Origin of the sequence: Halomonas sp. H10-59 (assembly GCF_040070555.1) — a bacterium.
In the GTDB taxonomy this organism is placed as follows: Bacteria; Pseudomonadota; Gammaproteobacteria; order Pseudomonadales; family Halomonadaceae; genus Halomonas; species Halomonas litopenaei.
The window spans coordinates 4,361,374-4,374,530 of the sequence record NZ_CP098828.1 but is presented as its reverse complement, the minus strand read 5'-3'; the positions used below and the strand labels follow the sequence as shown (position 1 = coordinate 4,374,530).

Here is a 13,157-nt window from a genome sequence, read left to right as displayed (position 1 = left end):
TCCTATCGAGGTAGCGTCACAGTGAGGTTGTCGATCAGTCGCGTGGCGCCGAGACGGGCGGCCACCAGCAGGATGGCGTCACGGGTGGTGGCGGTCACCGCGCCGAGGTCACGGGCGCGCAGCTCCAGATAGTCGGGAGCAAAGCCGTGGGAGGCCAGACGCGCGCGGCCCTCTGTCAGGGTGGCGTCGATGTCGGCGCCGGCCTCGAGGCTGCGCGCAAGCATTGCCAGTGTGGCCTGCAGTTCGGCGGCGGTGGCGTGCTCGGCCTCGCTCAGGTAGCCGTTGCGCGACGATAGCGCCAGACCCGAGGCCTCGCGCACCGTGGGCACCCCGACGATCTCGATTGGCATGTGCATGTCGCGGACCATGCGGCGAATGACCGCCAGTTGCTGGTAGTCCTTTTCGCCGAAGCAGGCGACGTCCGGCTGGACGATATGGAACAGCATGCTGACCACGGTCGAGACGCCGTCGAAGTGGCCGGGTCGGGCGCCGCCACACAGGCCTTCGCTGACCTCGGGTACCCGCACCAGGGTCTGGCCGTCGAGGCTGTCGGGGTACATGGTCGCCGGGGTCGGGGTGAACACCATGTCGCAGCCAGCGGCCTCGAGCTTGGCCAGGTCCGCCTCGAGGGTGCGCGGATAGTTGTCCAGGTCTTCGCTGGGGCCGAACTGCAGCGGATTGACAAAGATCGAGGCGACCACCAGGTCACAGCGCTCGCGGGCCGCTTCCACCAGCGCCAGGTGGCCCTGGTGAAGGTTGCCCATGGTCGGCACCAGGCCGATGCGGGCACCACTGCGGCGGTGAGGCGCGAGCGCTTCGCGAAGCTTGGCGATGGCGGAATGGACGTGCATCGCAGACCTCCTAGAAGCAGTGCTCGGCAGCCGGGAACTCCCGCGCCAGCACCGCTTCGTGGTAGCGACGGAAGGCGCCTTCGATGTCCTCGGCTTCGGCCAGGAAGTTCTTGACGAAGCGCGGGGTCCGCCCGTGGGTCACGCCGAGCACGTCGTGCATCACCAGGATCTGGCCGTCGGTGTCGGGGCCGGCGCCGATACCGATCACCGGCACTTCCAGAGCTTCACTGACGGCACGACCGAGACTCGCCGGCACGCACTCCAGCAGGATCACCGAGGCGCCGGCCTCGACCAGCGCTCGGGCGTCCTCGAGGATACGGCTGGCGGCTTCGGCCTCGCGTCCCTGGACCTTGTAGCCACCGAGCTGATGCACGGTCTGGGGGGTCAGCCCCAGATGGGCGCAGACGGGCACCCCGCGACGGGTGAGTTCACGGATGTCATCGGCCATCCAGCCCTCACCCTCGACCTTGACCAGCTCGGCGCCGGCCCGCATCAGCGCGGCGGCGTTGTCCAGCAGGCGCTCGCGACTGGGATTGCCCATGAATGGCAGATCGACCATCAGCAGGCTGTCGCCCTTGCCGCGTGCCACGCAGCGGGTGTGGTAGAGGATGTCGTCCATGGTGACCGGCAGGGTGCTGTCGTGCCCCTGCAGGACCATGCCAAGGGAATCCCCGACCAGCAGCACGTCGATGCCGGCGCGCCCGGCGGCGGCGGCAAAGGAGGCGTCATAGGCGGTCAGGCAGCTGAAGGGTTCACCGGCGCGCTTGCGAGCCTTCAGCGAGCTCAGGGTGACGGAAGTCATGGCGTGTTCTCGTGTTGGCGGTGGGGCGACTTCTATGACCGCCCCAGAGTGATCACCGCGGATTGTTACCGATGGGTGAATCTGTGTCGATAGGTAACGTTGACCAAGGCAGAGCAGGGTTCAAGGTAACAGCGACCAAAGTGGTAGAGGTCGATCGGCGTCTAGTGAGTGCCTGGAGGCTTCGGGCCACCTGGGGTCCAGGTGCTCAGCGAACGGCCTCGGTGGCGTTCAATGGGGATAGATCACCCGAGGTGAGGGCGCCGTTCCAGCGCTCGGCCAGCGATGCCAGGGTCTGACCGTCGGGCAATCTGAGGTCTGTGGCGATCTCGGCCAGCGGCAGTACCACGAAGGCGCGGTTTACCAATTCCGGGTGTGGCAGCGTGAGGCGCGGGTGGCGCCACTCGGCGTTGCCCATCCACAACAGGTCGAGATCCAGGGTGCGGGGCCCCCAGTGGCGCTGGCGTACGCGTCGATGACGTTGCTCCAGCGCCTGTAGTTGGTCGAGCAGGGCCAGCGGCGACAGCCGGGTGTGGAGTTCGGCCACGGCGTTGACGTAGTCGGGCTGGTCCTGGGGACCGACCGGGCGGCTGGCGTACAGCCGAGAGGCCGCGACTCGACGCGTCAACGGCAGCCGGTCGAGCTCCTCGAGAGCCTGCTCGACCTGACGACGGGGGGCGTCGAGATTGCTGCCGAGGCCGATAAAGGCCTGGGTATGGCGCCCCACCTGGCTCACTCGTCCGACTGCGGCGGTTGTTGCGGGCGCGGCTTGCGCCGCCGGCGACGGCGCTTGCGCGGGGCGGCGGTGCCGGCAGGGTCGGCGCCTACCTTGCCCAGCAGACGGCGCTGTTCGTGCTCGTCGGCTTCCTGAAAGGCGGTCCACCAGTCACCCAGTCCCGGTTCGAGTTCGCCGGCGGCCTCGCGCAGCAGCAGGAAGTCGTAGGCGGCACGGAAGCGCGGATGGTCACGGGTCTGGAAGGCACGCTTGCCACGACGTAGCGGCAGACGCTGCTGCAGGTCCCAGATGTCTCGCATCGGCATGCTGAAGCGCTTGGGCAGTGATACGTGCTGCAGCTCGCGGCTGATGACCTGCTGGGCGGCGGTCTGCAGGGCCGGAACGGGAGGCATGCCGTCGGCCTCGAGATCACGCTGGCGCAACTGCACCGGCCCCCACATGAAGGCGGCCAGCAGGAAGGCGGGCGTGACCGGGCGATCCTCGCGAATGCGACGGTCGGTGCTTTCCAGTGCCTGCTCGATCAGCGGCTCGGCCCAGGGTAGCTCGGCCATGCACTCGTCGGCTTCGGGGAACAGCATCGCGAACAGGCCATAGTCCCGCAGCAGACGGAAGGTGGTCAGACCCTCGCCGGACAGGAACAGCTTGAGGATCTCGTCGAATAGCCGCGCCGGAGGAATCTGCAACAGCAGCGGCGCCATCTCGGCGATCGGCGCCTCGGTATCCGGGGCGATATCGAAGTCGAGCTTGGCGGCGAAGCGGATGGCCCTGAGCATGCGCACCGGGTCCTCGCGGTAGCGGGTCTCCGGGTCGCCGATCAGGCGCAGGGTACGCGACTCGATGTCGTCGACCCCGCCGGCGAAGTCATGCAGGCTGAAGTCGGCAATGCTGTAGTACAGGGCGTTGACGGTGAAGTCGCGACGCAGTGCGTCTTCCTCGATATTGCCCCAGACGTTGTCGCGCAGCAGCAGGCCGTCATCGGACTGGGAGGCGACATGCTCGCCGTGGTCGTCACGGGGCTTGCCACGGAAGGTGGTGACCTCGATGACCTCGCGGCCGAAACGCACGTGCACGATACGGAAGCGACGGCCGATGATGCGTGAATTGCGAAACAGCTGCTTGACCTGCTCCGGCGTGGCGTCGGTGGCCACGTCGAAATCCTTGGGAGCGATCCCGAGCAGGGAGTCACGCAGGCAGCCTCCGACCAGATAGGCTTCGTAGCCGGCGTTGTGCAGGCGGTAGAGCACCTTGAGGGAGGCTTCGCTGAACTGGCGACGGGACACGGGGTGTTCGTCGCGTGTGAGTACGCGGGGCATCGGCGGTCCTGCGGCGGCTTCCTGAGCGCCGAACAGCGACTTCAAGTGCTCGCCTGGGCTCTGTAGAAAGCGGGTAAATCCTTTGATCATGCGGCGATTTGGACTCGCGGGGTACGGAAAGGTGATGAGTGTAGCGGACGCTCCCGGCCTTGCAAAGCGCAGTGGTCAAAGCCGCTCGGGTGTCAAGGACGACAGTCGGCGCAGTGTTCGAGCTGCGAAGAGGCGCAAAGCGTCTTGTTGCCCATGGCGATTTCGCCCTTGGGGGCTGTCTCGTCTGGCGGGGCAACGACTGGCTTGATGCTCGGAGGCCAGACAGCAGAAGGGGAGGCCAAGGGCCTCCCCATCAAAGCAGGATGCAGCGTCCGTGCTGCTAATTTTTCTTCGTGATGGCGCATCGCCTTGAATACGCACCACAGTCACCAAGGAGTTTCAGGCAAGCAATGATGTTGTTGTTATTGGCGCTCCTGACGGCGACCGTCTCGTATTCAAAACAATAGTCCAACCACGACGGCATGGGATCATGCCTCCTCCCGGATTATTGGCATTGTTGCCGGGAGTGCGCTCTGACGACCCTGTTGTTCTTGTTGGTCGGTCATCGTTGGCGCGTCGCGTCCTGGTACTCCGGGCCTCGTCGTCTTGTTGTTGTTCGACGAGTGATAGCTCCGCAGGTCCGTATTGTTGTTGTCAAGGCTGCGGTGCCTAGTGCCCAATCCGCCTGCTTCACCTGGAAGCGTTGTTGTTGTTGGGGCGGCGGATTCGATCGTGGCAGTGCAGGTTATTGTTGTTGGCTGCCCACGATCGCCGGAATTTGTTGTTCTTGCCCAGACTTACTGCAGTTGTCGTGCCTACTTTGATTTTTTTCTTTTTTATCAGCCACTTGCTTCATTGTCGTTGGTTCGAAGCAAGCCGCCGGGTCATTTGTGTTACCTCGGGCTACCCATTTTGGCGCACTCCCCTGTGTGGGATGGTAACAACCGGTGCATCAAGAGGTAGCTGGCGTGCAGGGCCTACAATGCCTGTATTGATCGCTACAGACACTTGCACCATGGTCGAATGAACCAAAGCAGGGGGCATGGCAGGAAGCGGCAGGCAAGGGCGAGCCGAGGGGTGAGTCGAGGGGTGAGTCGAAGGGAGGGCAAGGTGAGTGGCCCAAGGGAGGCCGGGGCGAAGCGCGGGGCCAGGGCCCCAGGGTGTCGAGCCTGTGGTCTCGCGTCAGTGGCGCCGCGCCGCCTTCTTGCGCGGGATGCCCAGACGCTGGCGGCGCTCCCACAGGCACTTGCGTGAAATTCCCAGCTTGTTGGCCAGCTCCGTCTCGCTCATCTGGTCCTGATGTTCGAGTACGAAGTGCTGGAAGTAGTCTTCCAGCGACAGGTCGTCCTCGGTAGCCGTGTCGGATCTTTCGGAGGCGGGCGCCTCCAGTGACGTGGCTGCCTCCTTGGGGGGACTGGGCGGGCGCGTTACCGGCACCGTTGCCAGGCCCAGGTCGTCCGGATGGATCAACTGGCCTTCAGCGAGGATCACGCCACGCTCCAGGGCATTTTCCAGCTCCCTGACGTTGCCTGGCCAGGGGTAGTCGGCGATGTCCCGCCGTGCGGCGCGAGACAGGTGCAGACCGTCGCGGGCGTGGCGCTTGCAGGCCTTGGCCAGCAGCACGTCGGCAATCTCGAGAATGTCGTCCTCGCGCTCGCGCAGCGGAGGCAGGTCGATCTGCATGACGTTCAAGCGGTAGTAGAGATCGAGACGGAAGTCTCCGCTGCGTGACAGGGCGCGCAGGTCACGGTGGGTGGCAGCGATCAGCCGAACGTCGACGTGGCGCGTCTCCACCGAACCGATGCGGCGTATCTCGCCTTCCTGCAGCACCCGCAGCAATCGGGCCTGGGCGTCCAGCGGCAATTCGCCGATCTCGTCGAGGAACAGGGTGCCGCCGTCGGCGGCCTCGACCAGTCCGGTACGCATGGCGCTGGCCCCGGTAAAGGCGCCCTTCTCATGACCGAACAGCTCAGATTCGATCAGCGTCTCGGGGATGGCTGCACAGTTGACGCAGACCAGCGGCGCCTCGGCACGGCGGCTCTGCTGGTGCAGGGCCTTGGCCACCAGCTCCTTGCCGGTACCGGATTCACCCTGAATCAGTACCGTCACGTCTGCCGGGGCGGTCTTGCGGATACGGGTGTAGACCGCCTGCATCGCCGGGCAGTTGCCGATCATGGTGTGGCGCCGTCCACCCTCGTCGGCGATGGCGGGCGGCGTGCTGCGCTGACTCGCCTGGCGGTGCAGTACTCGAGCCACGGTTTCCAGCAGTTCATCATGATCAAACGGCTTGGCGACGTAGTCCACCGCGCCGAGTTTCAGCGCATCCACCGCCGAGCGCATGCTGGCGTAGCTGGTCATGATCAGTACCGGGCAGGGGGCGGCGGCCTTGATCAGGTCGGTGCCGGGTGCACCGGGCAGGCGCAGGTCGCTGATGATCAGGTCGTACTCGCCAAAGCCCTGCCCGCATGCCTGCTCCACCGACTCGCATTCGCACACGCGGTGGTCGTGGCGTTCGAGCAGGCGGCGCAGGGCGCTGCGGATGATGGCTTCGTCTTCAACGATCAGGATTCGGCTCATGGATCGGCATATCCCCGGCAGGTCGATGGACATCGGGAGAAGGTAACCATACCTGAATTCTGGTGCCACCGGCCTGCCCCGGCAGGGGCGACTCCACCTCGACCTTGCCCTGGTGCTCGGCCACGATGCTTACCACCAGGGCGAGACCAAGACCGGTACCTTGGCTTGGCGGCTTGGTGGTGGTGAAGGGCTCGAACAGGTTTTCGCGCACGCTAGGATCGATGCCGGGCCCCTGGTCGGTGACCGACAGCCAGTGACGCTCACCTTCCTCGCCGGCGTCGATGACCACCAGGCCGTTGGCCGGGCTGGCGTCACGAGCATTGCTCAGCAGGTTGATCAATACCTGCAGCAGGCGCTGCTCGTCTCCCGTGATGTCGAGCCGCGCCGGACAGCGATTGTCGTAGCGAACATCGTCGCTCTTGCGGGCCAGCTTGAGCAAGTGCAGCGCCTGGTCGGCCAGATGCCTGGCCGATACCGGCGCGAAGTCGCTGCCGGTGACGTGGCGACCGCCGTGGGCAAAGCCCACCAGTGAGCCAACGATACGCGACACGCGCTTGGTCAGTGTCTGGATCTGTTCGGCGGTCTCGAGCACGTGGGGATCCGTGGTGTCATAGCGCAGGTTCTGGGCCAGCGATGAGATGCCGGTGATGGGGTTGCCAATCTCGTGGGCCACGCCGGCGGACATCTGGCCGATGGAGGCGAGGCGAGCCGCGTGGATGAGTTCGTTCTCCAGCCATTTCATCTCGCTGTGGTCCTCGACCAGGATGACCGTGCCACCAGCGGCGTCTGCCGCCGGCTCGTCCACCAGGCTGGCCTTGAGCAGGCTGACGTAACGCAACCCCCGGGGCAGCTCCACAGCTTCCTGGTAAAGCCGGTCCTTGTCGCTTTCCAGAATGGTCCCGAGCAGCTCGGCCCAGGGCGCGGGCAGGGCCTGGCGATGGGCGCCAATGATCTCCTCGCCGGAAATCTCGCTGAGCTCGGCCAGGGCGTCGTTCCACATCAGTACCTCGCCGTCGTCACCGAAGGCACACAGCCCGACAGGCAGTCGCGTCAGCATGCGGCGATGGTGACGTCGCAGCTCATCGAGTTCCCGCGCGAGGCCAGTGAGGCGAGATCGGTAGGCCTCCAGGCGGCTTTCGACGAAGTGGATATCTTCCTTCGGCACTCGCCCATCGCGCCGATAGGGCAGGTAGTGATCGACGATGTCCTGGGCGACCGATGGGCCCATCAGGCCGGACAGGTTGGCCTGGATACGGTCGCGCAGACGTCGCAGCGCGTAGGGCCTGGCATCCTTGGCAGATTGATGGAGGCTTGCCAGCGCCCGGGTCACTTCGCGCTCGGCGACCTCGTCGCCGAGCGCCATGGCCAGGCGCCGCCTGACGTCATCACCGTCGGCCAGATTCAGCGGCAGGCGCTTGGGGCGGATGACCGCATCCACCGAGCAGGCCTCGGCGGCCGCTCGTTCTCCGGCGGAGGTGGGGGTGATCAGCGACACCAGAATCAGGCTCAGGCCGTTGACGCCAAGCGATACCAGGGCGACCGGATACCAGGCGGGCGAGTCGGTGACAGCCTCGTCGCCGAGAAGCCCGAGCAAGGCGTCCAGCGGCGCAAGCAGCGGCGGCAGGTCGCTGAGCAGCGGCAGCCACAGGCCGGCACACCAGATCGCCACACCCAGGCCGAGGCCGGTCATCACCCCCTTGCGGTTGGCACCGGGCCAGTACAGCAGGGCCAGCAGACCCGGCAGACACTGAGCCATGCCAACCACCGCCACCAGCCCCAGTCGGGTCAGCTCGGTATTGGCGTCGACGGCCTGGGCGAACAGCCAGCCGGTGAGAATGATGGCGCCGATCAGGCCGCGCCGTAGCCAGCGTAGCCAGCGATAGAGGTCGGGGTGCTCCACCGGGGGATGGGCGACCAGCACCAGATGGTTCAGCACCATTCCGGCGAGCGCCAGCGCGCTCAGGATCAGGGTGCCGCAGGTGGCGGCCAGTACCGCGACAAAGGCCAGGGCGGTGACGGCGGGGCTATCGGACAGCGCGAAGATGACGTAGGCGGCCCCCTGGATATCATCGGCCACCCCCATGCGCTGACCGGCCCACAGCACCAGCGGCACCGGCAGTGCCATCAGCAGCAGCACCAGCGGCAGCCCCCAGCCCGCGCTGAGCAGGGTTCGGCGACTGAGCGGGCGGGCGAAGGTCACGTGAAACATGTGAGGCATCAGCAGCGCAGCGGCGAAGAACAGCAGCAGCAGGGTTCTCCATTGGGCGGCATCGAACTGGCTCGCCTGTGCCTGGTGGACGCGGCCGGGCCCGTCCAGCCAGTGCTGCAGGTCGCCGGGGCCGTCGAAGATGGCGTAGAGCGCAAAGGCGCCCAGGGCGAGAAAGGCGACCAGCTTGATCAGCGACTCCAGGCCGATGGCGGCGGTCAAGCCGTCGTAGCGCCGATGGACGTGGGTATGACGGGCGCCGAACAGTATCGCGAACAGTGCGATCAAGGCACACAGCAACAGCGACAGCAGGCCTGGAGAGGCAGCGTCGGTGTAGCGATGGATGGCATGTCTCATGGCCTCCACCTGCATCGCCAGCAGCGGCATGACCGCCACCAGGCTCAGCAGGGTGACGCAGGTGCCGACCCAGCGGGAGCGAAAACGAAAGGCGAACAGGTCCGCCAGAGAAGACAGCTGGTGGGTTCGCGTCATGCGCTGCAACGGCAGCAGCAGGACCGGTGCCAGCACAAAGGCGCCGGCGGCACCCAGGTAGTAGGCGAGATAACCAAATCCCCGCTGGTGGGCCACGCCAAGACTGCCGATCACCGCCCAGGCGTTGGCGTAGACGCCCAGGGCCAGGATGCCGATCAGTGGGTGATGGACCAGCCGCCGCGGAATCCAGCCGCGCTCCACCGCGCTGGCGGTGGCGAACAGTGCCGACAGGTAGCCAAGCCCCAGCAGTACAAGGGAGACGAGCTCAGCGCTCATCCAGCGCTCGCTTCTGCTCGAGCCACAGCGTCAGGGCGATCAGTGCCCCCCAGATCAGGAACGGGCGGTACCAGGCGTTGCCAGGCTGGCCCCAGCCGGTCATCAGCAGCGGCGAGAGCAGATACCCGCAAAACACAAGCAGCAGCATGATGCGGTAGACGTACATGGCAGGCTCACTCGTTGGTGTCAGCGTCGTCGCCGTCCACTTGCAGCCCCTGCGAGGCGATGTCTGCGCGGGGGATCTGTCGAGGACGCCAGCGGCGGCAGGCGGCCTCGAGCTGCTCGGCCACCGGCGCCTCGCTCGCCGCCGGGTCGGGGGACTGCCCCAGCAGTGCCAGGGTGGCATGCAGCAGCCGGCGTACGTCACGGGGATCTTCGGGCAGCGGTCGGGCCAGGTTCTGCTTGGACAGCTTCTGCCCATCCTGCCCTATCACCAGCGGCAGGTGAAGGTAGCGCGGCGGCTCGGCACCGAGGGCTTCGAGCAGCTGCAGCTGCCAGGGGGTGTTGTCGAGAAGATCGGCGCCGCGCACCACGTCGGTGATGTGCTGGTCGATATCATCCACCACCACCGCCAGCTGGTAGGCCCAGAGGCCGTCCTTGCGCTTGAGCACGACGTCACCCAGGGCGGCAGGGTCGAAGCGCTGCAGACCCTGCAACCGATCGTGCCAGCTGACCGGGCGCTGCCCCAGGTCGCTGCGCAGGCGCCAGGCCTGCGGGGCCTCGGGCTGGCATACGCCGTCGCGGCACCAGCCTGGATAGATGCCGTAGTCCCGCCACTGCTTGCGCGAGCAGCTGCAGGGGTAGGCCATGCCCTGCTCGGTCAGCCGCGCAAGGGCACGTGCATAGGCGTCATGGCGATGACTCTGGTAGCGCACCTCGCCGTCCCAGGCGAGGCCAAAGGTCTCGAGCTGGCGCAGGATGGTATCGACGCTGCCAGGAGGGCAGCGGGGGGGATCGACATCCTCGATGCGCAGGCTCCAGCGGCCTTGCTGGCTACGCGCATCCAGATAGCTCGCCACCGCGGCCACCAGCGAGCCGGCGTGAAGCGGACCTGAGGGGGTGGGGGCAAAGCGACCATGGACGTGGTGCATGGGGGCTCCAGCGCTATCGGGAACAGGCAACCCTCGTGAACAGGCAGCCGGGGGGCAGGTGATCACGCAAACGGGCACCCTGAGGTGCCCGTTGTCGAAGGTCCGGCGAGGGGGGGATCAGCCGCCGAGCTGCTTTTCCTTCAGTTCGGCCAGGGTCTTGCAGTCGACACAGAGGGTGGCGGTGGGACGCGCTTCCAGGCGACGGATGCCGATCTCCACGCCGCAGGCATCGCAGAAGCCGTAGTCGTCCTCATCGATCATCTCGAGGGTCTCGTTGATCTTCTTGAGCAGCTTGCGCTCGCGATCGCGGGTCCGCAGCTCCAGGCTGAAGCCCTCTTCCTGGGTGGCACGGTCAGCCGGGTCGGCGTAGTTGTTGGCCTCTTCCTGCAGATGGCGAACAGTACGGTCGACTTCTTCCATCAGCTCCTGCTTCCAGCCAAGCAGGATCTGGCGGAAGTGCTCGAGCTGCTTCTCGTTCATGTATTCTTCACCCGCCGCCGGCTCGTACGGGATGAACTTCTTGGGCGCTTCCGGTTTTTTCTGTGCAACTGGCATGGGATTGCCTCATTACTTTAGTGACTGCTGATCAATACCCCACGCTAGGCTAAGGTATCTCACGCCAAAGGGAAGGTTGTTTAGCGGATATTTGGCCGTAGTGCAATACTTTTGCGCGATAACTACCAGTTTTCTCCCCGAAAGTCGTAGCCCGCATCGTCCGGATCAATGATTGGCGTCCTGGACGGTGACGGACGGCGACGAGGTTCCATGTTTCAATACCTCCATTGGACCATCAAGCAGGGCTCGGGTTCGCTGCGGGCCGCGATCAAGAGAGGAAGCCATGAGCTTTAACGCCAGGGTCGAAGGGGTCGCCCCTTTCCGTGTGATGCATCTGCTGGAACTTGCTCAGCAGCGCGAGGCGGCCGGCGAGGACGTGATCCATCTGGAGGTCGGCGAGCCGGACTTCTCGACCCCACCTGCGGTGCGCGAGGCCGGCCACCGTGCCCTGGACGAGGGACGCACCCGCTATACCCCTGCCACCGGTATTCCTGCGCTTCGCGAGGCGATTGCCGGCCACTATCGTGAGCACTTCGATGCCGAGGTGGCGCCGGAGCGGATTATCGTCACCCCCGGCGCGTCCGGGGCGCTGCTGCTGGCGAGTCAATTGCTGGCGGGGCCCGGAGACGGCGTGCTGATGGCCGACCCGAACTACCCCTGCAACCGCCACTTCATGGCGCTGGCCGGTGCCCGGGTGGACGCGGTGCCGGTGGGAGCCGACAGCGGCTGGCAGCTGAACGCCGAGCTGATCGAGCGGCATTGGCGCGACGATACGCGCCTGGCGATGCTGGCCTCGCCGTCCAACCCCACCGGCCATGTGCTCGAGCGCTCGGCGCTCGGCGCGGTGGTGGACGTGGTGGCCGAGCGTGGCGGTGAACTCTTGGTGGACGAGATCTACCAGGGGCTCAACTACGGCATGGCGCCGCTGTCGGTGGCGTCACTCAGTGACCGGGCCTTTATCGTCAACAGCTTCTCGAAGTACTTCGGCATGACCGGCTGGCGCCTGGGCTGGCTGGTGGCGCCCGAGGACGCCGTGGAGCCGCTGACACGGCTGGCTCAGAACGTCTTCCTGGCCGCCTCCACGCCGGCCCAGCACGCGGCGCTGGCCGCTTTCAGCCCGGAGTGTCAGGCGTTGTTCGAGGAGCGCCGGCGAGAGCTCCAGACACGCCGGGACGCCTTGCTGGAAGGGCTGTCGCGGCTCGGCCTGGCACCGTCGCTGCCGCCCCAGGGAGCCTTCTATCTTTGGCTCGACATCTCCGCCTACAGCAACGACAGCCAGGCGTTCTGCCTGCGCCTGCTCGAAGAGGAGAACGTGGCGATTACCCCGGGGACCGACTTTGCCCTGCAGGGCGGCGAGCACCACGTGCGCATCGCCTTCACCACCGAGGTGCCGCGTCTGCAGGACGCCCTGGCGCGTCTGGAACGTTTTCTGGCACGGCAGGGCTCATGAACTACCCCACCCTGGTCGGCGGCGTATTGCTGCGCCGCTACAAGCGATTTCTGGCCGATGTGCGCCTCAACGACGGGCGCGAAGTGGTCGCCCACTGCCCCAACACCGGCTCGATGCGCGCGGTCAATGTTCCCGGCGCCCGGGTCTGGCTGTCCCCCAGCGACAATCCGGCGCGCAAGCTGGCCTGGACCTGGGAACTGATCGAACTGCCGTCTGGCGACGCCCAGGCCGGTGCTGCGTCGGCGTTGGCCTCGGTGCATACCGGGCGAGCCAACCGGATCGTCGAGGAGGCCCTGCGCTCGGGGACGGTGGCCGAACTCAGGGGTTATTCGGCGATCAAGCGCGAGGCCAAGGTGGCCAACGCCCGGCTGGACTTTCGCCTGGATGATGACGAGCGCCCGAGCTGCTTCGTCGAGGTCAAGCAGGTCACCCTCAAGGAAAGCGATGGCCACGGTTACTTTCCCGACGCGGTCAGTGAACGTGGGCGCAAGCACCTGGAAAGCCTGGCGCAGCTGGTGGCCGAGGGGAAGCGAGCGGTGTTGCTGTTCCTGGTCGCCCACGAGGGCATCGACGATGTCGCCCCGGCGATGCACCTGGATCCGGGGTACGGCGATACCCTGAGACGGGTGATGGCCGAGGGCGTCGAGGTGCTGGCCTACCGCATCCGCGCCCGGCGAGACGACCAGGGCAGGCCACTGGCGCTGACCCTGGATGCATCCTTGCCGGTGCGGCCGATGGCGCAGTTCGTCGAGGCCTGAATCGGCGCTTCTGTGAGGGGCGG

At 66.2% G+C, this 13,157-nt stretch carries 11 protein-coding genes; 2 read left to right on the top strand and 9 right to left on the bottom strand.

Annotation, left to right across the window (positions count from 1 at the left end; all coding sequences use genetic code 11):
* Nucleotides 1-2 precede the first annotated feature (2 nt).
* The 9 genes from panC to dksA form a co-directional block, all read right to left on the bottom strand.
* Nucleotides 3-851: a pantoate--beta-alanine ligase gene (panC, locus tag NFG57_RS19080; protein WP_348814965.1), complete on the bottom strand. Its 849-nt coding sequence runs from the start codon at nt 849-851 to the stop codon at nt 3-5.
* Nucleotides 852-861: 10 nt separating this feature from the next.
* Complete coding sequence (panB, locus tag NFG57_RS19075) at nt 862-1,653, bottom strand: 3-methyl-2-oxobutanoate hydroxymethyltransferase (protein ID WP_045993297.1); 792 nt, start codon at nt 1,651-1,653, stop codon at nt 862-864.
* A gap of 205 nt (nt 1,654-1,858) precedes the next feature.
* Nucleotides 1,859-2,377 carry a 2-amino-4-hydroxy-6-hydroxymethyldihydropteridine diphosphokinase gene (folK, locus tag NFG57_RS19070; protein WP_045993296.1) on the bottom strand — a complete coding sequence of 173 codons (519 nt, stop codon included), beginning with the start codon at nt 2,375-2,377 and terminating at the stop codon, nt 1,859-1,861.
* Between the two features lie 5 nt (nt 2,378-2,382).
* On the bottom strand, nt 2,383-3,789 hold the full coding sequence (gene pcnB, locus NFG57_RS19065) for a polynucleotide adenylyltransferase PcnB (protein WP_045993295.1): 1,407 nt from the start codon (nt 3,787-3,789) through the stop codon (nt 2,383-2,385).
* Nucleotides 3,790-4,911: 1,122 nt separating this feature from the next.
* Nucleotides 4,912-6,306 (bottom strand): sigma-54 dependent transcriptional regulator, encoded by a 1,395-nt coding sequence (locus tag NFG57_RS19060; RefSeq protein ID WP_108448695.1) that lies wholly within the window; start codon nt 6,304-6,306, stop codon nt 4,912-4,914.
* The gene (locus tag NFG57_RS19055; RefSeq protein WP_348814964.1) at nt 6,284-9,280 is read right to left on the bottom strand and encodes an ATP-binding protein; all 2,997 of its coding nucleotides are present in this window, start codon (nt 9,278-9,280) and stop codon (nt 6,284-6,286) included. Before NFG57_RS19055 ends, NFG57_RS19060 begins: the two co-directional genes overlap by 23 nt.
* Complete coding sequence (locus NFG57_RS19050) at nt 9,270-9,446, bottom strand: hypothetical protein (protein ID WP_045993292.1); 177 nt, start codon at nt 9,444-9,446, stop codon at nt 9,270-9,272. The genes NFG57_RS19055 and NFG57_RS19050 overlap by 11 nt, the downstream gene beginning before the upstream one ends.
* A gap of 7 nt (nt 9,447-9,453) precedes the next feature.
* Nucleotides 9,454-10,371, bottom strand: coding sequence for a tRNA glutamyl-Q(34) synthetase GluQRS (gene gluQRS, locus NFG57_RS19045; protein ID WP_348814963.1), 918 nt, complete (start codon nt 10,369-10,371; stop codon nt 9,454-9,456).
* 117 nt (nt 10,372-10,488) lie between these two features.
* Nucleotides 10,489-10,926 (bottom strand): RNA polymerase-binding protein DksA, encoded by a 438-nt coding sequence (dksA, locus tag NFG57_RS19040; protein WP_045993290.1) that lies wholly within the window; start codon nt 10,924-10,926, stop codon nt 10,489-10,491.
* A 283-nt stretch (nt 10,927-11,209) separates the two neighbouring features.
* On the opposite strand from dksA, the gene NFG57_RS19035 reads away from it, so the two are divergent.
* Nucleotides 11,210-12,376, top strand: coding sequence for an aminotransferase class I/II-fold pyridoxal phosphate-dependent enzyme (locus tag NFG57_RS19035; protein ID WP_348814962.1), 1,167 nt, complete (start codon nt 11,210-11,212; stop codon nt 12,374-12,376).
* Nucleotides 12,373-13,134, top strand: a complete 762-nt coding sequence (gene sfsA / locus NFG57_RS19030) for a DNA/RNA nuclease SfsA (RefSeq protein ID WP_348814961.1) — start codon at nt 12,373-12,375, stop codon at nt 13,132-13,134. Before NFG57_RS19035 ends, sfsA begins: the two co-directional genes overlap by 4 nt.
* Nucleotides 13,135-13,157: the final 23 nt, after the last annotated feature.